At 52.0% G+C, this 22,215-nt stretch carries 22 protein-coding genes and 3 tRNA genes; 11 read left to right on the top strand and 14 right to left on the bottom strand.

The window, feature by feature from the left end; translation table 11 throughout:
• Positions 1–11: 11 nt before the first annotated feature.
• Both tsaE and nnr read right to left on the bottom strand, forming a co-directional pair.
• Positions 12–473: a tRNA (adenosine(37)-N6)-threonylcarbamoyltransferase complex ATPase subunit type 1 TsaE gene (gene tsaE / locus OGY19_RS17215; RefSeq protein WP_048212897.1), complete on the bottom strand. Its 462-nt coding sequence runs from the start codon at positions 471–473 to the stop codon at positions 12–14.
• Positions 445–1,992: a bifunctional ADP-dependent NAD(P)H-hydrate dehydratase/NAD(P)H-hydrate epimerase gene (gene nnr, locus OGY19_RS17210; RefSeq protein ID WP_286596888.1), complete on the bottom strand. Its 1,548-nt coding sequence runs from the start codon at positions 1,990–1,992 to the stop codon at positions 445–447. Before nnr ends, tsaE begins: the two co-directional genes overlap by 29 nt.
• Here nnr and queG point away from each other — a divergent pair.
• Complete coding sequence (queG, locus tag OGY19_RS17205) at positions 1,991–3,130, top strand: tRNA epoxyqueuosine(34) reductase QueG (RefSeq protein WP_115601110.1); 1,140 nt, start codon at positions 1,991–1,993, stop codon at positions 3,128–3,130. The two genes, nnr and queG, sit on opposite strands and share 2 nt — an antisense overlap.
• Positions 3,131–3,399: 269 nt before the next feature.
• Here queG and OGY19_RS17200 read toward each other — a convergent pair.
• The 4 genes from OGY19_RS17200 to orn all read right to left on the bottom strand — a co-directional run bounded on the left by OGY19_RS17200 (position 3,400) and on the right by orn (position 4,607).
• A tRNA-Gly gene (locus tag OGY19_RS17200) sits at positions 3,400–3,475 on the bottom strand.
• 156 nt (positions 3,476–3,631) lie between these two features.
• A tRNA-Gly gene (locus tag OGY19_RS17195) sits at positions 3,632–3,707 on the bottom strand.
• Between the two features lie 37 nt (positions 3,708–3,744).
• Positions 3,745–3,820 (bottom strand) — tRNA-Gly (locus tag OGY19_RS17190).
• 241 nt (positions 3,821–4,061) lie between these two features.
• Positions 4,062–4,607: an oligoribonuclease gene (gene orn, locus OGY19_RS17185; protein ID WP_003839477.1), complete on the bottom strand. Its 546-nt coding sequence runs from the start codon at positions 4,605–4,607 to the stop codon at positions 4,062–4,064.
• A gap of 106 nt (positions 4,608–4,713) precedes the next feature.
• On the opposite strand from orn, the gene rsgA reads away from it, so the two are divergent.
• The 3 genes from rsgA (at position 4,714) to mscM (ending at position 10,159) form a co-directional block, all read left to right on the top strand.
• Positions 4,714–5,766, top strand: coding sequence for a small ribosomal subunit biogenesis GTPase RsgA (rsgA, locus tag OGY19_RS17180; RefSeq protein ID WP_170973043.1), 1,053 nt, complete (start codon positions 4,714–4,716; stop codon positions 5,764–5,766).
• Positions 5,767–5,858: 92 nt separating this feature from the next.
• On the top strand, positions 5,859–6,827 hold the full coding sequence (gene asd / locus OGY19_RS17175; protein ID WP_115601112.1) for an archaetidylserine decarboxylase: 969 nt from the start codon (positions 5,859–5,861) through the stop codon (positions 6,825–6,827).
• Positions 6,828–6,844: 17 nt separating this feature from the next.
• Positions 6,845–10,159 carry a miniconductance mechanosensitive channel MscM gene (gene mscM, locus OGY19_RS17170; protein ID WP_115601113.1) on the top strand — a complete coding sequence of 1,105 codons (3,315 nt, stop codon included), beginning with the start codon at positions 6,845–6,847 and terminating at the stop codon, positions 10,157–10,159.
• An 89-nt stretch (positions 10,160–10,248) separates the two neighbouring features.
• On the opposite strand, the gene OGY19_RS17165 is transcribed toward mscM, so the two are convergent.
• From OGY19_RS17165 to epmA, 4 genes are all read right to left on the bottom strand, one after another.
• Entirely contained in the window at positions 10,249–10,563 is a 315-nt protein-coding gene (locus tag OGY19_RS17165) for a YjeO family protein (RefSeq protein WP_003025555.1), read from the bottom strand.
• Positions 10,564–11,277 (bottom strand): hypothetical protein, encoded by a 714-nt coding sequence (locus OGY19_RS17160; RefSeq protein ID WP_032948365.1) that lies wholly within the window; start codon positions 11,275–11,277, stop codon positions 10,564–10,566.
• Between the two features lie 358 nt (positions 11,278–11,635).
• Entirely contained in the window at positions 11,636–13,138 is a 1,503-nt protein-coding gene (yjeM, locus tag OGY19_RS17155; protein ID WP_286596884.1) for a glutamate/gamma-aminobutyrate family transporter YjeM, read from the bottom strand.
• A 216-nt stretch (positions 13,139–13,354) separates the two neighbouring features.
• Positions 13,355–14,332, bottom strand: a complete 978-nt coding sequence (gene epmA, locus OGY19_RS17150) for an elongation factor P--(R)-beta-lysine ligase (protein ID WP_048212905.1) — start codon at positions 14,330–14,332, stop codon at positions 13,355–13,357.
• 324 nt (positions 14,333–14,656) lie between these two features.
• On the opposite strand from epmA, the gene frdA reads away from it, so the two are divergent.
• From frdA to frdD, 4 genes are read left to right on the top strand one after another with little or no spacing between them, the layout of a single operon-like run.
• On the top strand, positions 14,657–16,447 hold the full coding sequence (frdA, locus tag OGY19_RS17145; protein ID WP_048212906.1) for a fumarate reductase (quinol) flavoprotein subunit: 1,791 nt from the start codon (positions 14,657–14,659) through the stop codon (positions 16,445–16,447).
• Positions 16,440–17,174 carry a fumarate reductase iron-sulfur protein gene (frdB, locus tag OGY19_RS17140; protein WP_048212907.1) on the top strand — a complete coding sequence of 245 codons (735 nt, stop codon included), beginning with the start codon at positions 16,440–16,442 and terminating at the stop codon, positions 17,172–17,174. The genes frdA and frdB overlap by 8 nt, the downstream gene beginning before the upstream one ends.
• 10 nt (positions 17,175–17,184) lie before the next feature.
• Entirely contained in the window at positions 17,185–17,580 is a 396-nt protein-coding gene (gene frdC / locus OGY19_RS17135) for a fumarate reductase subunit FrdC (protein WP_048212908.1), read from the top strand.
• Between the two features lie 10 nt (positions 17,581–17,590).
• Positions 17,591–17,950 carry a fumarate reductase subunit FrdD gene (gene frdD, locus OGY19_RS17130; RefSeq protein WP_048212909.1) on the top strand — a complete coding sequence of 120 codons (360 nt, stop codon included), beginning with the start codon at positions 17,591–17,593 and terminating at the stop codon, positions 17,948–17,950.
• Positions 17,951–17,991: 41 nt separating this feature from the next.
• Here frdD and ampR read toward each other — a convergent pair whose 3' ends face one another.
• Positions 17,992–18,867: a LysR family transcriptional regulator AmpR gene (gene ampR, locus OGY19_RS17125; RefSeq protein ID WP_115601115.1), complete on the bottom strand. Its 876-nt coding sequence runs from the start codon at positions 18,865–18,867 to the stop codon at positions 17,992–17,994.
• Positions 18,868–18,998: 131 nt separating this feature from the next.
• Between ampR and blaCMY the strand changes: the two genes are divergently transcribed.
• Both blaCMY and OGY19_RS17115 read left to right on the top strand, forming a co-directional pair.
• Positions 18,999–20,144, top strand: a complete 1,146-nt coding sequence (gene blaCMY / locus OGY19_RS17120; protein WP_115601116.1) for a CMY-2 family class C beta-lactamase — start codon at positions 18,999–19,001, stop codon at positions 20,142–20,144.
• A gap of 93 nt (positions 20,145–20,237) precedes the next feature.
• The gene (locus OGY19_RS17115) at positions 20,238–20,771 is read left to right on the top strand and encodes a lipocalin family protein (protein WP_048212912.1); all 534 of its coding nucleotides are present in this window, start codon (positions 20,238–20,240) and stop codon (positions 20,769–20,771) included.
• On the opposite strand, the gene sugE is transcribed toward OGY19_RS17115, so the two are convergent.
• On the bottom strand, positions 20,768–21,085 hold the full coding sequence (sugE, locus tag OGY19_RS17110) for a quaternary ammonium compound efflux SMR transporter SugE (protein WP_000118520.1): 318 nt from the start codon (positions 21,083–21,085) through the stop codon (positions 20,768–20,770). The two genes, OGY19_RS17115 and sugE, sit on opposite strands and share 4 nt — an antisense overlap.
• A gap of 259 nt (positions 21,086–21,344) precedes the next feature.
• On the opposite strand from sugE, the gene OGY19_RS17105 reads away from it, so the two are divergent.
• Complete coding sequence (locus OGY19_RS17105) at positions 21,345–21,944, top strand: helix-turn-helix transcriptional regulator (RefSeq protein WP_048212914.1); 600 nt, start codon at positions 21,345–21,347, stop codon at positions 21,942–21,944.
• A gap of 30 nt (positions 21,945–21,974) precedes the next feature.
• On the opposite strand, the gene ecnB is transcribed toward OGY19_RS17105, so the two are convergent.
• Entirely contained in the window at positions 21,975–22,121 is a 147-nt protein-coding gene (gene ecnB / locus OGY19_RS17100) for a lipoprotein toxin entericidin B (RefSeq protein ID WP_003025482.1), read from the bottom strand.
• Between the two features lie 32 nt (positions 22,122–22,153).
• A partial coding sequence (locus OGY19_RS24480) for an IS1 family transposase (RefSeq protein ID WP_071528444.1) occupies positions 22,154–22,215 on the bottom strand: 62 nt, incomplete at its 5' end.

Raw genomic sequence — 22,215 nt, 5'->3', positions numbered from 1 at the left:
CACCCTTAAGGTTAATCGGCTAAACGCGCCAGCAATAATTCACCCGATGAGGAGACAGCACTTACGCGCGCCTCACGACCTTGCGCCTGATATTCAATGTGTATTTCGACGTCCGGGTCTGGTAGTACACCTTTACCTTGTTGCGGCCATTCCACCAGGCAGATGGCATCATTGGCAAAATAATCGCGGATCCCCATAAATTCCAGCTCCTCCGGGTCCGCAAGTCGGTACAGATCGAAGTGATATACCATCAAATTATCGAGCGCATAGGGTTCAACCAGCGTGTAGGTGGGGCTTTTTACATTACCTTTGTGGCCTAACGCCTGCAGGAATCCCCGGCTGAAAGTGGTTTTACCCGCCCCCAGGTCGCCGTACAAATAAATTACCGTTGCGCCGTCACAGGCTTTAGCTACCCGCAGTCCCAGGTCTAAAGTCGCCTGTTCATCAGGTAGTGGAATTACTCGATTCATCATGATAAACGTCAATCACATCAGGGTTAACAATACGCTGTAGCGTGGTAAAGAGATCTGTCGCCAGCATGCCGCGCGTACCAAAACGCGCCGCCAGCACATCCGCTGCCGCACCATGCGCAACACATCCCGCACAGGCTGCATCATACGGGGTAAGCTTCTGTCCGAGCAATGCGCCAATAATACCGGAAAGCACATCACCCATTCCGCCGCTGGCCATCCCGGCATTGCCGGTATCAATAATACCCAGCTCAGCCTGTTCAGCAGCAACAACCGTACCCGCGCCTTTCAGCACAACCACGCCTCCGTACCGTTTTACCAGACGTTGCGCACAAAGTAAGCGATCGTCTTCAATTTCTGCAATGGAACAGCCCAGCAGCCGCGCGGCTTCACCAGGATGCGGCGTGATCACGCGATTGTGACGTTTATCGGGATTGATTGCCAGCAGGTTCAGCGCATCCGCATCCCAGAGCATCGGTTTGCGAAAATTCTCCACTTTTTGCAGCGCTTTTTTGCCCCACTCCTGCTGACCAAGCCCTGGGCCTATCACCACCACATCCGCCCATGCCAGACACTCTTCCAGAGTCTGCGGCGTCAGCGCATCGACCATCAGTTCTGGTCTGGCAGTCAGAACAGGCGCAATGTTTTCACTGCGCGTCAGCACTTTGACCAGCCCGGCTCCTGCGCGCAGCGCCGCTTCACCGGCCATGCGTATTGCGCCTGCCGTGCCGTGGTCGCCGCCGATAATCACCAGCCGACCGTGGGAGCCTTTGTGTGAGGTGGGACGACGCGGCGTTAGCCAGTACGCAAGCTGTTGAGCATCAAAACGTTGCAGCGGCGCGTTCTGCCCCGCCAGCCAGTCGTCCAGCCCGAGTGCGTTAACATGCAGACGTCCGGTGACATCGCGTGCTTTACCGGTGAGCAGACCAGGCTTGAGCGCAATAAAGGTAACGGTGTGCGCAGCGTTGATGACAGCCCCCGGCGTCGCCCCTGTCTGCGCCAGTAGGCCGGATGGAATGTCGATTGCGATTGTAGGGGCTGGGTGGCTATTGGCACGTTCGATCAACGCCGGGAGAGGTTCACGCGGCGCGTTTTTTAAGCCAGTACCTGACAGCGCATCAATAATGACGTCCACGCTGTCTGGCCAGTTAATATCCGCAGCATGAATCACGCCACCGGCGTTAAGCCAGGCGTCGTGCGCCTGCCGCGCTTCCTCGGGGAGCGGTTTATCACTCTCGAGCGCCAGCAACGTAACGTCAAGCCCCTGCGCTTTGGCAAGCCTTGCCACCACGTAACCATCACCGCCATTGTTGCCATGACCGCAGAGCACCAGCCAGTGTTGGGCATTCGGATAGGCCTCTCGGGTGACCTGAAACGCCGCCTCTCCCGCCCGTTGCATCAGCTCATACAACGTCAGCCCTAAACTGTCTGCCGCCTCTCGCTCCATCCGCCTGATGTCATCGGCGTGCCAGATGGAATGTGGTATACTTGCGGGGTTTTTCTTCATTGTATGGTCCGTCATGTCAGAGCCCCTCGATCTCAATCAGTTAGCGCAAAATATTAAGCAGTGGGGGCTGGAGCTTGGCTTTCAGCAGGTCGGTATTGCCGATACCGACCTCAGCGAAGCGGAGCCCAAACTGCAGGCCTGGCTGGATAAACAATACCACGGCGAGATGGACTGGATGGCCCGTCACGGCATGATGCGCGCCCGACCTCACGAATTATTACCCGGTACGCTACGCGTCATCAGCGTACGTATGAACTATCTGCCTGCTAATGCCGCCTTTGCCAGCACGTTGAAAAACCCCTCACTCGGTTACGTCAGCCGTTACGCGCTTGGGCGCGACTACCATAAGCTACTGCGTAACCGCTTAAAAAAGCTGGGAGAGAGGATTCAACAGCACTGCGTTTCGCTGAATTTTAGACCTTTTGTCGATTCCGCGCCCATTCTTGAGCGTCCTTTGGCGGAAAAAGCCGGACTTGGCTGGACAGGTAAGCACTCACTTATCCTCAATCGCGAAGCAGGTTCATTTTTCTTCCTCGGGGAATTACTGATCGACGTGCCCCTGCCGGTCGATAAGCCAGTCGAAGAAGGATGCGGGAAATGCGTCGCCTGTATGACCATCTGTCCCACCGGGGCCATCGTGGAACCCTACACGGTAGACGCACGCCGCTGTATCTCGTATCTCACTATCGAACTGGAAGGTGCTATCCCGGAAGAATTTCGTCCTCTGTTGGGGAATCGAATTTACGGCTGCGATGATTGTCAGCTCATTTGCCCGTGGAACCGCTATTCGCAGTTGACGACAGAGGATGACTTCTCCCCCCGCAAGCAACTTCATGCTCCGGAGTTGATAGCGCTGTTTAGCTGGAGCGAAGCGTGGTTTTTAAAAGTCACGGAAGGTTCTGCCATTCGCCGTATTGGCCACCTGCGCTGGCTGCGAAATATCGCCGTTGCGTTGGGTAATGCCCCATGGGATGACGCGGTTATTCACGCTCTGGAAAGTCGCAGAGGTGAGCACCCACTTCTCGACGAACACATAGACTGGGCGGTTGCTCAGCAAATTGAGAAGCGAAATGCCTGCGTAGTTGAGGTGCAGTTACCGAAGAAACAACGTTTGGTCAGGGTCATTGAAAAGGGTCTGCCGCGCGACGCGTAAGTCATCCACAGCTTGTGTATAAAAATAAAAACACATTGATATTCAAGAGGGAAAAAATCGTCAAGTGATCGCATTAACAATTTGAAATGATAATTAGCTCAATAATTTCAAATAGTTAAAATGATACTATTCACCCAGCGAAGTTTTTTGTATTCCAGGAATAATACCCGAGCCTGTGGATAAGTCTGTTTACAAGAGTATGTCAATGACGAAACAAAACGTCCCCAACGCGATTATTCGTTGTGGATATTTTTATTGGGGTAAGAATTTGGAGCGGGAAACGAGACTCGAACTCGCGACCCCGACCTTGGCAAGGTCGTGCTCTACCAACTGAGCTATTCCCGCATAATCTTCATCTTTCGAACCGCTACTGCGTTGGCTGCCTTCATTAGCCTGAGTCACTTACTTCAGTAAGCTCCTAAGGACTCATTCAGTTGCCGCCTTGTCGCAATTCGAAATCCTGCGATTGGTGGTCTGTGCTTTATAAGCACTTTCAAATTTTGGAGCGGGAAACGAGACTCGAACTCGCGACCCCGACCTTGGCAAGGTCGTGCTCTACCAACTGAGCTATTCCCGCTTGGGTGTGTCTTTGCTTTACAAGCATTTTCAAATTTTGGAGCGGGAAACGAGACTCGAACTCGCGACCCCGACCTTGGCAAGGTCGTGCTCTACCAACTGAGCTATTCCCGCAAATCTGTACTGCTTTTGTTGCTGCCGTAACGAGTAATTCTCTGTCGTTACGGGAGGCGCATTATACGAGAAATCCGTTTAGCTGCAACCCCCCGAAAAGCGATTTTCTCATTTTTCTGTTTAAGTGCTGAATTTATCGGCAAGTCGTCTAATTTAGCGACAATTCTGCCTCAGTGCAAGCTCACAGGAACGATATTCGTAAGCCGGGTAAGGCGTAGCCGCCACCCGGCAATCCACAAAATCAAAGCTTAATGAAATGTTCGCGATAGTAAGCAAGCTCGGCAACCGATTCACGAATATCGTCCATCGCCTGATGCGTACCCTGCTTGGTGAAGCCAGCCAGGATTTCCGGCTTCCAACGACGCGCCAGTTCTTTGAGCGTACTGACGTCCAGATAGCGATAATGGAAATATGCCTCCAGCTCCGGCATGTATTTAAACAGGAAACGGCGATCCTGGCCGATGCTGTTGCCACAGATAGGTGATTTCCCTTCCGGAACCCACTCTTTTAAAAAGGCCAGCGTCGCCAGTTCGGCTTCACGATCGCCCATGGTGCTCGCTTTTACGCGTTCCACCAGCCCACTTCCGGTATGCGTACGTACGTTCCAGTCATCCATTAACGCCAGTTGCTCATCAGACTGATGCACCGCAATTGTCGGTCCTTCAGCCAGGATATTCAGGTTGGCATCAGTCACTAGCGTAGCGATCTCAATAATGCGATCGCGCTCGGGATCCAGACCTGTCATCTCCAGATCGATCCAAATCAGGTTGTTTTCATTGGCACTCATGCTATTTTCCACCCTTCAGACGTCACATTCAGTGTGACTATATTCATCTAAAATTGCGTGTATCATAAATGTTTTGCCCATCATGGGCGACCAGGAGCCAGTCCGATTGAGTAAGAATAAACTCTCCAAAGGCCAACAGCGCCGCGTGAACGCCAATCACCAGCGTCGTCTTAAAACGTCCGCGGAGAAGCCCGACTACGACGACAACCTGTTTGGCGAGACCGCTGAAGGCATCGTTATCAGCCGTTTTGGCATGCATGCCGACGTAGAATCTGCTGACGGGGAAATTCACCGTTGCAACATCCGCCGTACCATTCGTTCGCTGGTTACCGGCGATCGTGTAGTCTGGCGTCCGGGTAAAGCGGCAGCAGAGGGCGTGAATGTTAAAGGGATCGTTGAGGCGGTACATGAGCGTACCTCAGTACTCACTCGCCCGGACTTTTACGACGGGGTGAAACCCATTGCGGCCAACATCGATCAAATCGTAATTGTCTCAGCCATCTTACCTGAGCTGTCACTGAATATTATCGACCGCTATCTGGTGGCTTGCGAAACCTTGCACGTAGAGCCCATCATCGTACTCAACAAAATTGATCTGCTGGACGACGAAGGTATGGCCTTCGTTAACGAGCAGATGGATATTTATCGCCACATTGGTTATCGCGTGTTGATGGTCTCAAGCCGCACTAAAGACGGCCTGAAACCGCTTGAAGAAGCGTTGACCGATCGCATCAGCATTTTCGCCGGTCAGTCGGGCGTAGGCAAATCCAGCCTGCTCAATAACCTTCTCGGCCTGCAGGAAGAGATCCTGACCAATGATGTCTCCGACAACTCTGGTCTTGGGCAGCACACCACAACAGCTTCTCGCCTGTACCACTTCCCTCACGGCGGCGATGTCATCGACTCCCCCGGTGTACGTGAGTTTGGGCTGTGGCATCTTGAACCGGAACAAATCACTGATGGCTTTGTCGAATTTCATGACTATTTAGGCCATTGCAAGTACCGCGACTGTAAACATGATGCAGATCCGGGCTGTGCAATTCGTGAAGCTGTCGAGGAAGGGAAAATCGCTGAGATTCGGTTTGAAAATTATCACCGCATCCTGGAAAGCATGGCGCAGGTAAAAACGCGTAAAAACTTTTCTGATACAGACGACTGACAACTAAGCTAAGCATCGCTAGAATCGTCCCCCTTTTTTCAGGATCCGGCCCACATGCCGGATCGGGAACAAATTATGGCCTGGAGGCTACCTTGTTAAACTCATTTAAGCTTTCGCTACAATACATTCTGCCGAAACTATGGCTCACTCGCCTGGCGGGTTGGGGTGCGAGCAAACGAGCGGGATGGCTGACCAAATTGGTTATCGATCTGTTCGTGAAATATTACAAGGTCGATATGAAAGAGGCGCAAAAGCCGGACACCGCCAGCTATCGCACCTTTAACGACTTCTTTGTTCGCCCGCTGCGCGACGATGCTCGCCCGATTAATACCGATCCAAACGTACTGGTCATGCCCGCTGACGGCGTGATCAACCAGTTAGGCAACATCGAAGAAGACAAATTGCTGCAGGCTAAAGGGCACAGCTATACCCTTGAAGCGCTGCTGGCTGGCAACTACCAGATGGCGGACAAATTCCGCAACGGTACGTTTGTAACCACTTACTTGTCTCCACGCGATTACCACCGTGTACACATGCCGTGTAACGGTATCCTGCGTGAAATGATGTATGTGCCGGGCGATCTCTTCTCTGTAAACATCCTGACTGCGCAAAACGTGCCGAACCTGTTTGCCCGCAACGAACGCGTAATCTGTTTGTTTGATACCGAATTTGGTCCGATGGTGCAGATTCTGGTCGGCGCGACCATCGTCGGCAGCATTGAAACCACATGGGCTGGCACCATTACCCCACCGCGTGAAGGCGTCATCAAGCGCTGGACCTGGCCGGAAGGCGAAAGCGAAGGGTCGGTGGCGCTGTTGAAAGGTCAGGAAATGGGCCGCTTTAAACTCGGTTCCACCGTCATCAACCTGTTCGCACCTGGCAAAGTTAACCTGGTTGAGCAGTTGCAGGATCTTTCCGTGACCAAAATCGGCCAGCCGATGGCCATCTCTACCGAGACCTTCGTGACGCCAGAGGCAGAACCCGCGCCATTGCCGAAAGAAGAGATCGAAGCAGAACACGACGCCAGCCCGCTGGTTGACGACAAAAAAGACGAAAGTTAAACATAGGAATCGCTGCTGTGCGCCTGATTATCACTTTTCTGATGGCCTGGTGCCTCAGCCTGGGGGCGTACGCTGCGACGGCCCCCGATGCCAAACAACTCACCCAGGAACTGGAGCAGGCAAAAGCGGCAAAACCCGCTCAGCCAGAAACCGTCGAGGCGCTCCAGTCCGCGCTGAATGCTCTCGAAGAGCGGAAAGGCTCCCTTGAGCGTGCTGAACAATATCAGCAGGTTATCGATAACTTCCCCAAGCTGTCCGCAACATTACGCGCGCAGCTAAACAACCTGCGCGACGAACCGCGTAGCGTACCGACCAGCCTCACGACGGATGCATTAAACCAGGAAATCCTTCAGGTCAGCAGTCAGTTACTGGATAAAAGCCGCCAGGCTCAACAGGAGCAGGATCGCGCCCGGGAAATCGCCGACTCGTTAAGCCAGCTTCCTCAGCAACAAACCGATGCTCGCCGCCAGTTAAATGATATTGAGCGACGCCTGGGTACAGCTAACAGTAACTCAGCGCTCAATCAGGCGATGCAGGCGGAATCCGCCAAACTCAAAGCCCAGGTCGATGAACTGGAGCTGGCGCAGCTTTCCGCAAACAACCGCCAGGAACTGGCGCGAATGCGCTCCGAACTGGCAGAAAAGCAGAGCCAACAACTCGACGCTTATCTGCAAGCATTACGCAACCAACTCAACAGCCAGCGCCAGCGTGAAGCCGAACGTGCGCTGGAGAGCACGGAACTGTTGGCAGAAAACAGCGCGGGACTGCCGGAAGGTATTGTCGATCAGTTCAAGGTTAACCGCGAGTTGTCTCAGGCCTTGAACCAGCAGGCGCAACGTATGGATCTGGTCGCCTCCCAGCAGCGTCAGGCCACCAGCCAAACGTTGCAGGTACGTCAGGCCTTGAATACGCTGCGGGAACAGTCACAATGGCTTGGCGTCTCGAATATGCTGGGAGAAGCACTGCGTGCACAAGTTTCTCGTCTGCCAGAAATGCCCAAACCCCAGCAGTTAGATACCGAAATGGCGCAGCTGCGCGTACACCGTATGCGCTATGAAGACCTCCTCAACAAGCAGCCGCAATTACGTCAAATTCACCAGGCCGACGGGCAACCGCTAACCGCTGAGCAGAGCAGCATTCTCAACGCCCAGTTGCGCACTCAGCGTGAACTGCTGAACTCTCTGCTACAGGGTGGCGATACGCTGATCCTCGAGCTCACTAAGCTAAAAGTCTCCAATAGCCAACTGGAAGACGCCCTGAAAGAGGTCAACGAGGCGACGCACCGTTATCTGTTCTGGACATCAGACGTCAGCCCCATCTCGCTCTCCTGGCCCGTCGATATTGTTCAGGATCTGCGCCGTCTGATCTCACTCGATACATTTAATCAGCTTGGCAAAGCCACTATCATGATGCTGACCAGCAAGGAAACGCTGCTACCACTGTTCGGTGCACTGGTGCTGGTTGGGTTTAGCCTTTCTTCACGTAAACACTTTACTCGCTTTCTGGAACGCTCGTCAGCGCGTGTTGGTAAAGTAACCCAGGATCACTTCTGGCTGACGATACGCACGGTATTCTGGTCGATACTCGTCGCCTCACCGCTGCCGGTGCTATGGGCAACGCTCGGTTACGGGTTGCAGGAAGCCTGGCCTTACCCGCTGGCTGTTGCTATCGGCGATGGCGTTACCGCCACGGTGCCTATGCTATGGGCGGTAATGATTTGCGCCACCTTCGCGCGCCCCAACGGGTTGTTCATCGCCCACTTTGGCTGGCCGCGTAACCGTGTCGCGAAGGCCATGCACTATTACCTGATGAGTATCGGGCTGATTGTCCCGCTGATCATGGCGGTGATTATGTTTGATAACCTCAATGACCGGGAATTCTCCGCCTCACTGGGACGTCTGTGCTTTATCCTGATTTGCGGAGCGCTGGCGATCGTAACCCTGAGCCTGAAACGCGCCGGCATACCACTGTATCTCGACAAAGAAGGCAATGGCGACAACATGGTCAACAGCATGCTGTGGAATATGCTGATGGGTGCACCACTGATTGCTATTCTCGCGGCAGCTGTGGGCTACCTGGCAACATCACAAGCCCTGCTGGCGCGCCTGGAGACTTCGGTAGCAATTTGGTTCTTGTTACTGGTGGTCTATCACGTCATCCGCCGTTGGATGCTTATCCAGCGTCGCCGACTGGCCTTCGATCGCGCCAAGCATCGACGCGCCGAAATGCTGGCGCAACGCGCGCGCGGTGAGGAAGAGCCGCCACACTCAACCAGCCTCGAAGGAGCCGTTGATGTTGACGAAAGCGAAGTGGATCTTGATGCAATCAGCGCACAATCATTGCGCCTGGTGCGTTCTATCCTGATGCTCATCGCCCTGCTTTCGGTTATCGTGCTGTGGTCAGAAATTCATTCCGCTTTCGGCTTCCTGGAAAATATCTCACTATGGGATGTCACCTCCACGGTGCAGGGCGTGGAAAGTTTAGAGCCCATTACACTGGGTGCGGTGTTAATTGCGATTCTGGTGTTTATCATCACGACGCAGTTGGTGCGAAACCTGCCCGCATTGCTGGAGCTGGCGTTGCTGCAGCACCTGGATTTAACCCCCGGCACCGGTTATGCCATCACCACCATCACCAAATATCTGCTGATGCTGATTGGCGGTTTGGTTGGCTTCTCGATGATCGGTATTGAGTGGTCCAAACTGCAGTGGCTGGTGGCGGCTCTCGGTGTCGGGCTAGGCTTTGGCTTGCAGGAGATCTTCGCCAACTTTATTTCCGGCCTGATCATCCTGTTTGAAAAACCAATCCGTATTGGCGACACGGTGACCATTCGCGATCTCACCGGTAGCGTGACGAAAATTAATACCCGCGCCACGACCATCAGCGACTGGGACCGCAAAGAGATCATCGTGCCCAACAAAGCGTTCATCACCGAGCAGTTTATCAACTGGTCACTATCTGACTCGGTCACGCGTGTCGTGTTAACTATCCCGGCGCCGTCGGAAGCTAACAGCGAGGAAGTCACACAAATCCTGCTTACCGCCGCCCACCGCTGTTCGCTGGTTATCGATAACCCGGCGCCAGAAGTCTTTCTGGTTGATCTGCAGCAGGGGATTCAAATCTTCGAACTGCGTATTTATGCCGCAGAGATGGGGCACCGTATGCCACTGCGCCACGAGATACACCAGCTGATTCTGGCAGGCTTCCGCGAGCACGGTATCGATATGCCGTTCCCACCATTCCAGATGCGTCTGGAGAGTCTGGGGGGTAAGCAAACGGGGAGAACGTTAAGTTCTGCGGGCAGAGGCAGTCGCCCGGCGGGAAGTTTGTAATACCTGAGTAGCCCGGACGAGGGGCGCTAGCACCGACACCGGGGAAATCCCGGCGTCACTACGTTAGGCCGGGCTACCAGACTATTGGGTTACAGGCAGAACTGGTATCGCAGGAAGAAGCGCCATAGCCAAAAGCAAACCAATACCGTCACCGTCAGTAACTGCCAGAAACTACGCTGCTTCCTGTATGCAATGACATAGATATAGGGAATAAAAAGCGGGAGCGTGAAGATAATACCAGCATCACGGATATCATCACTTTCAACATAGGTCATCAGGTCACAAATATTATTAACCCCCAGCCCATCGATAAACCACTCTTTATCCTGGGTAGAGAAAATAATAATCAGAACGAAACTTACTGTTCCCCAGATAACATTCAGCGATATGGCTTTCGAATTCATTCATCCTCCTCGCATAATTTCCATTATTGCTGTCTTTTTCTCAATAATTCGCCGCCCATACTCACTGTATTCACGCTGTTTAGTACCAACCGGAGCAGAAATAGAATCAGTAATGCTTTGAATTTCTCGTTGGGTACCACGATTATATCTTGAGCCGATAATAATAATTTGCTCATCGGTAAGATGAGCAGTATCTTTCCCAGGGTAACTTAACATAATAAGATCGCGCAAATGAAACGCGACAACCCGAATATTAAAGCGATTATCCAGCAGACAATTCGATAGCTGAAACTGCTCAAAAGAGGTCAACTTATCGGGCCTGATGCCCATCGTGCTAGCGGCCACACCCAGCTGTATTGCGATAGAACCAACTGAAGTAGCATTAGATAAGGCCTTATCCTCCCTTCGCGAGATAGTTTCCAGAATTTGTCTGACTTGTAATACACCCACTGACTTAAATCTTTCTGGCGTCCCCCCCACCTCTGCTGCAGCGACACCAGCCAACAACAATAGAGGGATTTGGGCTTCCTCAGCCGATTTTTTTAGCATATTCCTATGATAAACTAACCATGCTGTTTTATATATCCATAAATGTGCAGTCCCTGTATCAAAACGCCAATTTGTTGGAAGAGTTTTCCAACGAAGAAAATCCACACCATTCCAATGTGGAAAACCATAGCTGTCGACCTTACAGAAAATAACTGAATCACGCATATCACTGTCCTTAGCTTAAAAGATAAGTAAACCACTGGATACTACATCAAGCGAGAAACAGAAACATAAAATATCAAAAACATTTAAAGCAATTGATTAAAGATATAATTCACAGTAAATAGCATTTATCTAAAAAATAATTACAACACTAATCTATCGTCCATAAATACCATATTATTTATGGACGATGTGTATGAGTAATAACGTCGCTAACACTCGCACCGGGAAATCCCGGCGTCACTGCGTTAGGCCGGGCTACAGTGTGGGTCTTGTAGGCCTGATAAGCGTAGCGCCATCAGGCAATTCGATACTGATTGCCGGATGGCGGCATTGCCTTATCCGGCCTACACGGCCCAATTTACTCTGTCACCAGAACCGGCTGACGGTCAACGCGGCGATGATAGTTCTGATAAATCGCCATCGCCAGCAGTGAGAAGAAGATCGGGCCACCGGTCATCCACAATGCGCTGTTCCAGTCCCCGGCCTCAATCACCGGCTGGATGATGGTGAATACGTTGGCAAACGTCACCACCAGAACGACCACACCTGTTGCCAGTAGCGTCGCCGCTCGGGTTTTAAAGACCACAAACGGTCTTTCCAGACTCGTGCGGGCTTTAAAGAACGGAAACGCCAGCGCAAGGAACAGATACGGCAGCGTCATCGAAACGTTCGCCATCAGGGTCAATTTGTTATAAAACGCTGAAGCCGTATCGCCGCCGAACGAAACCAGCAGGATAAACAGGCTTACCAGCAGACACTGCAACCACATTGCGGTCGTCGGCATCCCCACCGCATTCAGTTTGGTCATCGGCGCGGGCCACAATGCCTTCGGCGTACCCTGAATAATCGCTTTCAACGGCGAGTAGCTAAGGGTAAAAAAAGCACCGGTATAGGCAAGGAACATCGAAAGCCCGGTGATACGCGCGAACCATACGCCCATCGCCATCGCGGTCTCAGGGGAAAGATGCAGCGCATTACCCAACGTCATCCCGAGGCTCTTCATCAGGATATAAGTAATATTGCCGAGGTTGACCGAGCTATTACTTAATACCTGCTGCCAGTTGGTGCTAACGCCCCATAAAAAGATGGCCAGTGAATAACCAACAGAAATGACAATAGCGGCAAAAACAATGCCTTTTGCAAAGTTCTTTTCTGGTTTTTCTGTTTTATCAACTAATCCACCCACGGCCTCTATTCCGCCGTAAGCAAAAATGGCGAATACCACAAATGACAGCATGGACAGACCAGACTGATATCCCGGATTAGGCGAGGAGATAAAATTAATATCCTGAGCAAAGTGGCCACCAGTTAATAACAAAATAGCGACACTCACTAACAACAGAACTAAATTAAGACACATTACGGCAATTCCGCCTACTGCCGTAATACGCGCAATCTTATTAATACCCCGGGAGGCCACGCAGGTCACCAGAATCATCCAGCCAACGGCGAGCAGTCCGACGACTTGCGTAGGCTCAAGCTCCGCGATACGCCAGTGCTGGGTCATGTCTGCGCCAAATAAGAAGGTTGAAAAAGGTACCCAGACTTTCGCGGCAGTACTGACCATCCAGATAACATAGGAGGAGAACCACATAAAGGTGCCGATAAAGGCATAGCGAGGTCCAACGCTATTATTCATCCACGAATAGATTCCGCCCTCTTCTTTCCGATAGGCGGAACCCATCTCCGCCATCATTAACGCGAAGGGAATAAAGAATAATAATGCAGAAAATACATACCATGGAATAGCACTGTATCCCATTAAATAGAAAGCCGAAGGGCTATTGGCAAATCCAAAAACTGACGTAAATATCATAAGGATGAGACCTGGCAGGCTCATCTTCTTTATTGTTTGGGTCATTCAACTATCCCTTACTCTGGCAAGCGTTTCGCAAACGCCGCTCACCGATTGGCACCGCTCTCTTTGCAGAGTTCAGCAATTAAAAATCAACACAGAATTGATACCTAAACGATATCAGATATCCAGATGTAAATTGTGGCCATTAGAGGGAAAGTGAAAAAATGTGCTACAAAGTGGCGGTTTTATCGCCACTTTGTATTGTAGAGGGATAACCCGTTATGCACGATCGACGGTAAAGGCGATAACGTCAGCCAGACTCTCAGCGCCCAGCGCCAGCATCACCAGACGGTCAACACCCAGCGCCACGCCAGAGCAATCCGGCATCCCAACCTTCAACGCTTCAAGCAGGTTGGTGTCAATAGGCTGCTGCGGCAGGCCGCGCGCGGCACGCTTACGATTATCCTGCTCGAATCGTTGCTGCTGTTCACGTGCATCAGTCAACTCATGGAAACCATTCGCTAGCTCAATACCTTTGTAATAAACCTCGAAACGCTCAGCCACGCGATGATCTTCGGTACTGATTTGTGCCAGTGACGCCTGACTGGCCGGGAAATGGTACACAAACGTTGGTTTGTCTTTGCCAATATGTGGCTCAACGCCCATTGTAAACAGCAGTTGCAGCAAGGTATCCCGGTCCTCTTCAGTATCCGCGATATTGCTGAGATCCAGCTTCGCCGCCACTTCCCGCAGTTGGGTTTTATCCGCAGACAGCGGGTCAATCTCCAGATGACGCTGGAAAGCTTGCTGGTAAGAAAGGCTTTCGGCAGGTGAACAGTCCAGCACTTGCTGCAGCAAATCATCCACTTCGTTCATCAGGCGATACATGTCGTAGTGTGGGCGATACCACTCAAGCATGGTGAACTCAGGATTATGATGACGTCCCATCTCTTCATTACGGAAGCTGCGACATAGCTGATACACCGGGCCACATCCTGCGACCAGCAGGCGCTTCATATGGTATTCCGGGCTGGTCATTAAATAGAGGTTCATCCCCTGGGAATGACCAGGGCCAACGAAACGCGTTTCGAACGGGAACAGGTGGATGTCCGTTACCGTCGCCTGACTCATGCAAGGTGTCTCAACCTCAAGCACTCCACGATCGGCAAAAAAGCGACGAATCTCCGCTATAATTGCTGCACGTTTTAACAGATTGGGGATGGACGCGCTCGGCTGCCAGGTTGCCGTTTCGCTCATGGTTGTTTCTCCGATTTCAGACAAGGGCACGAAGTCTACTCGTATCGCGCTAGCGAGACAAATTTCACGCGGGAATAATAAACACTGGCTGGCGGGTAAAAAAAGCAACATTGGGTGGTTTAGTAATTAAATTAATCAAATTCAATGATAATTCAGCCCTCTGATACGCTAAAAAAATCGAACACGTCAAATTTCCCTCACATCCCTAAGACTATACTATTGTACCTATAAAGGAGCAGTGGAAACGCGTTCATAACCTGTTTGAATCCGATTAAGCATCTGAATTCGGGCGGGGATGAAATAACAACAATCTGGAGGAATGTCGTGCAAACCTTTCAAGCCGATCTTGCCATTATAGGCGCCGGTGGCGCGGGATTGCGTGCAGCAATTGCTGCCGCACAAGCAAATCCCAACGCTAAAATCGCACTGATCTCAAAAGTGTACCCAATGCGCAGCCATACCGTTGCTGCCGAAGGCGGCTCTGCTGCTGTCGCGCAGGATCATGACAGCTTTGACTACCATTTTCACGATACGGTAGCAGGCGGAGACTGGCTGTGTGAGCAGGATGTCGTGGATTACTTTGTCCACCACTGCCCAACTGAAATGACGCAACTGGAACAATGGGGCTGCCCATGGAGCCGCCGTGAAGACGGTAGCGTCAACGTACGTCGCTTCGGCGGCATGAAAATCGAGCGTACCTGGTTTGCCGCGGATAAAACCGGCTTCCACATGCTGCATACGCTGTTCCAAACTTCTTTGCAGTTCCCGCAAATTCAGCGCTTTGATGAACACTTCGTTCTGGATATCCTGGTGGACGACGGTCATGCTCGCGGCCTGGTCGCCATGAACATGATGGAAGGCACCCTGGTACAAATCCGTGCTAACGCAGTCGTGATGGCAACGGGCGGCGCGGGTCGTGTTTACCGTTACAACACCAACGGCGGCATCGTAACCGGCGACGGTATGGGCATGGCGCTGAGCCACGGCGTTCCGCTGCGTGATATGGAATTCGTTCAGTATCACCCAACAGGTCTGCCTGGTTCCGGTATCCTGATGACTGAAGGCTGCCGTGGTGAAGGTGGTATTCTGGTCAACAAAAATGGCTACCGTTATCTGCAAGACTACGGCATGGGTCCAGAAACTCCGCTGGGCGAGCCGAAAAACAAATACATGGAACTCGGTCCGCGTGACAAAGTTTCTCAGGCTTTCTGGCACGAATGGCGTAAAGGCAACACCATCTCCACCCCACGTGGCGATGTTGTTCACCTCGACCTGCGCCATCTCGGCGAGAAAAAACTGCTCGAACGTTTACCGTTCATCTGCGAACTGGCGAAAGCCTACGTGGGTGTCGATCCGGTTAAAGAACCGATCCCGGTACGCCCGACCGCACACTACACCATGGGCGGTATCGAAACCGATCAGCACTGCGAAACCCGTATTAAAGGTCTGTTCGCGGTGGGTGAATGTTCCTCTGTTGGTCTGCACGGCGCTAACCGTCTGGGCTCTAACTCCCTGGCGGAACTGGTGGTCTTCGGTCGTATGGCCGGTGAACAAGCTGCGGAACGCGCTGCAACAGCTGGCGCTGCAAACAGTGCCGCTCTTGATGCACAGGTTGCTGGCGTTGAAAAACGTCTGAAAGATCTGGTTAACCAGGAAGGTAACGAAAACTGGTCTAAGATCCGTGACGAAATGGGTATCTCCATGGAAGAAGGTTGCGGCATCTACCGTACACCGGAACTCATGCAGAAAACCGTTGATAAGCTGGCGGAACTGCAGGAGCGCTTCAAGCGCGTACGTATCACTGATACTTCCAGCGTATTCAACACCGACCTGCTGTACACCATTGAACTGGGTCACGGCCTGAACGTTGCCGAATGTATGGCGCACTCCGCGCTGGCACGTAAAGAATCCCGCGGCGCGCACCAGCGTCTGGATGAAGGCTGCACCGAGCGTGACGACGTGAACTTCCTCAAACATACCCTCGCCTTCCGCGATGCTGACGGCACGACTCGCCTGGAATACAGCGACGTGAAAATCACCACTCTGCCACCGGCTAAACGTGTTTACGGTGGCGAAGCGGAAGCAGCCGATAAGAAGGAGAAGGCGAATGGCTGAGTTGAAAAACCTGAAAGTTGAGGTGGTGCGCTATAACCCGGAAACCGATACTGCGCCGCACAGTGCTTTCTATGAAGTTCCTTATGATGAAACCACGTCTCTGCTGGATGCGTTGGGCTACATCAAAGATAACCTGGCACCAGACCTGAGCTATCGCTGGTCCTGCCGTATGGCAATTTGCGGCTCTTGCGGCATGATGGTCAACAACGTGCCGAAACTGGCGTGCAAAACCTTCCTGCGTGATTACACCAACGGTATGAAGGTTGAAGCGCTGGGCAACTTCCCGATTGAACGCGATCTGGTCGTCGATATGACGCACTTCATCGAAAGTCTGGAAGCGATCAAGCCGTATATCATTGGTAACCCGCGTACACCGGATCAGGGTCCAAACACCCAGACTCCGGCGCAGATGGCGAAATATCATCAGTTCTCCGGTTGCATCAACTGTGGTCTGTGTTACGCCGCGTGTCCGCAGTTCGGCCTGAACCCTGAGTTCATTGGACCGGCTGCAATTACGCTGGCGCATCGCTATAACGAAGATAGCCGCGACCACGGCAAGAAGGAGCGTATGGCTCAGTTGAACAGCCCGAACGGCGTCTGGACCTGTACTTTCGTGGGCTACTGCTCCGAAGTCTGCCCGAAACACGTCGATCCGGCTGCGGCCATTCAGCAGGGTAAAGTTGAAAGTTCAAAAGACTTTCTTATCGCTACCCTGAAACCACGCTAAGGAGTGCATGATGACGACTAAACGCAAACCCTATGTGCGGCCGATGACGTCCACTTGGTGGAAAAAGCTGCCATTTTATCGCTTTTACATGCTGCGCGAAGGCACGGCAGTTCCGGCAGTCTGGTTCAGTATTGAACTGATTTTCGGCCTGTTTGCTCTGAAGCATGGTGCTGAGTCCTGGATGGGCTTTGTCGGCTTTTTGCAAAACCCGGTGGTGGTCATCCTCAACCTGGTTGTCCTGGCTGCAGCACTGCTGCATACCAAAACCTGGTTTGAGCTGGCGCCGAAAGCCGCCAACATCATCGTAAAAGACGAAAAAATGGGGCCAGAGCCGATCATCAAAGGTCTCTGGGTAGTTACTGCGGTAGTGACCGTAGTCATACTGTATGTAGCCCTGTACTGGTAAGGAGTCCGGGATGATTAATCCAAATCCAAAACGCTCTGACGAACCTGTATTCTGGGGTCTGTTTGGTGCAGGTGGTATGTGGGGCGCAATCATTGCGCCGGTAGTGGTTCTGCTGGTTGGTATTATGCTGCCGCTGGGTCTGTTCCCGGGCGATGCGCTGAGCTATGAGCGCATTATGGCATTTGCCCAGAGCTTCATCGGACGTGCGTTTCTGTTCCTGATGATCGTTCTGCCGCTGTGGTGTGGTTTACACCGTATGCACCACGCTATGCATGACCTGAAAATCCACGTGCCTGCTGGCAAATGGGTATTCTACGGCCTGGCTGCTATCCTGACCGTTGTAACAGCGATTGGCATTCTGACTATCTAATCGCAGCTGTTACCTATTGGGCCCGCCACTGGCGGGCCTTTTTATTTGTGCAATACGCCGATCAGCCAACGAGAAAACTCGCGCATCGCAGGTGTCTCCGGGCGAGATTGCAAACGCGTTATCCAGTAACTCCCCAGATCAATCTGCGTTAAAAACGGCTGTACGATACGCTCACTACTGAGTAAATGCGTGAACATTCTGACCGGGGCGATTGCCACACCAATCCCCGCCTGCGCGGCTTCCAGCATGGTGACCGACGAGTCAAACACCACCACGTTGTGCGTCGGTGACGGCGGCGCTTCTCCAGCGGCCTGCATCCACAGCGCCCATTCATCACGACGATACGATCGTAATAGCGGAAATTTCAGGATATCTGCAGGAGTCTGAATCTGAGAGGCCAGCTCGGGTGAACAAAGCGGAGACATCAGCGCGCTACATAAATATTGCGCATCAGTATCGTGCCAGGCTCCCCCTCCGTAGCGAATGGTATAATCCAGCCCCTCTGCAGCAGGATCAACACGGTTATTATGCGTGGAAAGCTGTAAATCGATATACGGATAACACCGTTTAAAATCGTGTAGAAGTGGGAAAAGGCAACCCACCGCAAAAGTGCCCACCACACCAATTTTCAGCTTTTCCTGAGCCTGGTTACCGGCAAAACGGTCTAACATCGCTGCCATACGATCGAAAGAGTCATTAAGTACAGGTAACAGACTCTCACCTTCTGTCGTGAGCATCAGGCCCCGTGAAACGCGAATAAAGAGCTGACAATTCAGCTGTTGTTCCAACGCTTTCACATGCTGGCTGATGGCAGAATGCGTCACGTTAAGCTCAATCGCTGCGCGGGTAAAGCTGAGATGCCTGGCGGCCGCTTCAAAAGCCCGCAGAGAATTAAGTGGGATATAGCTACGCGTCATCATCTAACCTGTTAGAAAAACTTATATCTGCTGCTAAATTTAACCGTTTGTCAACACAGTGCAAATCAAACACACTGATTGCGTCTGACGGGCCCGGACACCCTTTCGCTTTTTATTACGGAAATGATTTCATGATGAAAAAATCGTTATGCTGCGCACTACTGCTGACAGCCTCTTTCTCAACGTTTGCCGCCGCAAAAACAGAACAACAGATTGCCGATATCGTTAATCGCACCATCACCCCGTTGATGCAGGAGCAGGCTATTCCGGGTATGGCCGTTGCGGTTATCTACCAGGGAAAACCGTATTACTTTACCTGGGGTAAAGCTGATATCGCCAATAATCGTCCGATTACACAGAACACACTGTTCGAACTCGGTTCAGTCAGTAAGACCTTCAATGGCGTGCTGGGCGGCGATGCGATCGCCCGCGGCGAAATCAAACTCAGCGATCCGGTCACCCGGTACTGGCCGGAACTCACAGGCAAACAGTGGCAGAACATTAGTCTGCTGCACTTAGCCACCTATACGGCGGGTGGCCTGCCGCTTCAGATCCCCGACGAGGTGACGAATAAAACTGCATTGCTGCGCTTTTATCAAAACTGGCAACCCCAGTGGGCCCCGGGCGCTAAACGTCTCTATGCTAACTCCAGCATTGGTCTGTTTGGCGTACTGGCGGTGAAACCCTCTGGAATGAGCTACGAAGGGGCGATGATCAGACGCGTCCTGCAGCCATTAAAACTCACACACACCTGGATTACCGTTCCGCAGAACGAGCAACGAGATTATGCCTGGGGCTATCGCGATGGCAAGCCCGTACATGTTTCGCCAGGCCAGCTTGATGCCGAAGCGTATGGTGTGAAATCCAGCATTATGGATATGGCTCGCTGGGTTCAGGCCAATATGGACGCCAGCCACGTGCAGGAGAAAACCCTGCAGCAGGGCATCGGGCTCGCACAGTCACGTTACTGGCGCATTGGTGAGATGTACCAGGGCTTAGGCTGGGAAATGCTTAACTGGCCGGTAAAAGCAGACACTATTATCAACGGCAGCGACAGTAAAATCGCTCTGGCGGCGCTTCCGGCCGTTGAGGTAAACCCACCTGCCCCCGCAGTAAAAGCCTCCTGGGTACATAAAACAGGTTCGACTGGCGGATTTGGTAGTTATGTGGCTTTTATTCCGGAGAAAAATCTTGGCATCGTGATGCTGGCCAATAAAAGCTACCCGAATCCTGCTCGCGTCGACGCGGCATGGCGCATCCTTGAAAAACTGCAGTAACCGGCGTTGAGGTCCGATCCGTCGGGCCTCCTTTCTTCCACTTCTTTTCCTGCTGTCATCTACACTTAACAAAAATACAGCAAGGAATATCCCATGCGCATTCTGCCCGTTGTTGCTGCAGTTACGGCTGCATTTCTGGTTGTTGCCTGCAGTTCTCCTACACCGCCGAAAGGCGTTACCGTGGTGAATAACTTTGATGCCAAACGCTATCTGGGCACCTGGTATGAAATTGCGCGTTTCGACCATCGATTCGAACGTGGGCTGGAAAAAGTGACCGCAACCTACAGCCTGCGCGATGATGGTGGGCTCAACGTCATCAACAAAGGCTATAACCCGGACAGGGAAATGTGGCAAAAAACGGAAGGCAAAGCCTATTTCACCGGCGATCCTGGCCGGGCTGCTCTTAAGGTCTCGTTCTTTGGCCCTTTCTATGGTGGGTATAACGTGATTGCTCTCGATAGGGAATATCGTCATGCGCTGGTCTGCGGCCCGGATCGCGACTATCTGTGGATCCTCTCTCGCACCCCAACGATTTCAGATGAGATGAAACAGCAGATGCTGGCAGTCGCGACCCGGGAGGGATTTGAAGTGAATAAGTTGATTTGGGTAAAACAACCCGGCGCTTAGTGGGTGCTGAGCTTCAGGCCAATAATGCCGGCAACAATCAACCCCAGGCTGAGCAGACGTGCCGGACTGGCTGATTCACCCAGTAGCAGAATGCCGGTAATGGCCGCCCCTACCGCGCCAATCCCGGTCCAGACGGCATAAGCCGTACCAACCGGTAGCGTTCTCATCGCCCAGGAAAGCATAGCGATACTGACGATCATCGCCGCAATGGTGATAATACTTGGCGTTAAACGGGTAAAACCGTGGGTATATTTCAGACCAATAGCCCAGACAACTTCAAGCAGGCCCGCGATAAGTAAAACGATCCAGGACATGACTGGCTCCAGTACACAATGGGGCCGTCCCCGGGTGAAAGATGCGTTTGCAGGTCGTCCTGCAAAGCGGATGTATGAAATGGCATTTTTGCCCGGGAGAAAATGAATTTCAACCTTTTTATTCATTGCTTACTTAAAGCAAGAATTAAGCCCAATTAGAGGCGTAGTTCCCGCATTTGGCTCACATTGGACTTCTCTATGATGAAGAGCTTTCTGAACTCAGAAAGCCATTTGATCCTCTTCTGAATGCGAAAGGTTTATGCTTAAAATTTTAGTGATTGACCGGTGCCACTTCACCCGCACAGGGATAGAGGCCTTGCTTAATCATTCTGGTATGTTCAACTCTTCATTTCTGGTGTCAGGGATTAATAATCTGATGTTGGCTAAAGAGCATATTTTGCAGTGGAAGCCACATCTGGTAATCGCAGATTTATGTAGTTTTCTCAGCGATATTCACTCCAGCCCCCCCATCGCACCATTTTTTATGAGCTGCGGCGCCATCCCGCTGATTTTACTACAATCAGGCGACCGATCGCATAACCCAATCGATCCCCCTCACTCTGCCGTTCACTCGACATTGTCCAAACACATCGCGTTGCATGATCTTTCGCGCACGATCCAGAATGCACTACAGATCCGCCCCGTATTGGATACACCTAAAAATGCCACACCGCTGCTTACACCACAGGAAGAGAAGGTACTGTCGTTGTGGATGGATGGCGTTGATAACAATGCAATAGCCGCCGCGCTCTGCATTCATGGTAAGACGGTATACACCTATAAGCGAAATATCCGTATGAAGCTGCACCTGGGGAACCGCTTTTCACCGTTTCTCTCTCTACCTGAGAAGATGAATTAACGGTACGACGGTGCGTCGTACCGTTCATAGCTATTGCTGAGCCTTTGTCGCTGCACCAGAAATGGCACTACCGCCCTCAGAAATATCCTGACCTACGCCTCGCGTCGTATTACACGCCGTTAATACGGAAGAAAGTACCAACACAGAAAAGATCGCAGCAATTGTCTTCTTAACCATAACGTCTTCCTTTTTTTGGTAATGACTCCAACTTATTGATAGTGTTTTATGTTCAGATAATGCCCGATGACTTTGTCATGCAGCTCCACCGATT

Origin of the sequence: Citrobacter sp. Cy070, assembly GCF_030332245.1 — a bacterium.
Lineage (GTDB): Bacteria > Pseudomonadota > Gammaproteobacteria > Enterobacterales > Enterobacteriaceae > Citrobacter > Citrobacter youngae.
Note: the sequence above shows the minus strand (reverse complement) of the source record. Positions and strands in the feature narration are given on the sequence as shown.

What these genes read in the sequence shown, in the direction of transcription:
- tsaE (WP_048212897.1), bottom strand. Translation starts at nt 473, where the DNA reads ATGATGAATCGAGTAATTCCACTACCTGATGAACAGGCGACTTTAGAC.
- queG (WP_115601110.1), top strand. Translation starts at nt 1,991, where the DNA reads ATGTCAGAGCCCCTCGATCTCAATCAGTTAGCGCAAAATATTAAGCAG.
- nnr (WP_286596888.1), bottom strand. Translation starts at nt 1,992, where the DNA reads ATGACGGACCATACAATGAAGAAAAACCCCGCAAGTATACCACATTCC.
- orn (WP_003839477.1), bottom strand. Translation starts at nt 4,607, where the DNA reads ATGAGTGCCAATGAAAACAACCTGATTTGGATCGATCTGGAGATGACA.
- OGY19_RS17165 (WP_003025555.1), bottom strand. Translation starts at nt 10,563, where the DNA reads ATGAATTCGAAAGCCATATCGCTGAATGTTATCTGGGGAACAGTAAGT.
- OGY19_RS17160 (WP_032948365.1), bottom strand. Translation starts at nt 11,277, where the DNA reads ATGCGTGATTCAGTTATTTTCTGTAAGGTCGACAGCTATGGTTTTCCA.
- yjeM (WP_286596884.1), bottom strand. Translation starts at nt 13,138, where the DNA reads ATGACCCAAACAATAAAGAAGATGAGCCTGCCAGGTCTCATCCTTATG.
- epmA (WP_048212905.1), bottom strand. Translation starts at nt 14,332, where the DNA reads ATGAGCGAAACGGCAACCTGGCAGCCGAGCGCGTCCATCCCCAATCTG.
- frdB (WP_048212907.1), top strand. Translation starts at nt 16,440, where the DNA reads ATGGCTGAGTTGAAAAACCTGAAAGTTGAGGTGGTGCGCTATAACCCG.
- frdC (WP_048212908.1), top strand. Translation starts at nt 17,185, where the DNA reads ATGACGACTAAACGCAAACCCTATGTGCGGCCGATGACGTCCACTTGG.
- frdD (WP_048212909.1), top strand. Translation starts at nt 17,591, where the DNA reads ATGATTAATCCAAATCCAAAACGCTCTGACGAACCTGTATTCTGGGGT.
- ampR (WP_115601115.1), bottom strand. Translation starts at nt 18,867, where the DNA reads ATGACGCGTAGCTATATCCCACTTAATTCTCTGCGGGCTTTTGAAGCG.
- blaCMY (WP_115601116.1), top strand. Translation starts at nt 18,999, where the DNA reads ATGATGAAAAAATCGTTATGCTGCGCACTACTGCTGACAGCCTCTTTC.
- OGY19_RS17115 (WP_048212912.1), top strand. Translation starts at nt 20,238, where the DNA reads ATGCGCATTCTGCCCGTTGTTGCTGCAGTTACGGCTGCATTTCTGGTT.
- sugE (WP_000118520.1), bottom strand. Translation starts at nt 21,085, where the DNA reads ATGTCCTGGATCGTTTTACTTATCGCGGGCCTGCTTGAAGTTGTCTGG.
- OGY19_RS17105 (WP_048212914.1), top strand. Translation starts at nt 21,345, where the DNA reads ATGCTTAAAATTTTAGTGATTGACCGGTGCCACTTCACCCGCACAGGG.
- ecnB (WP_003025482.1), bottom strand. Translation starts at nt 22,121, where the DNA reads ATGGTTAAGAAGACAATTGCTGCGATCTTTTCTGTGTTGGTACTTTCT.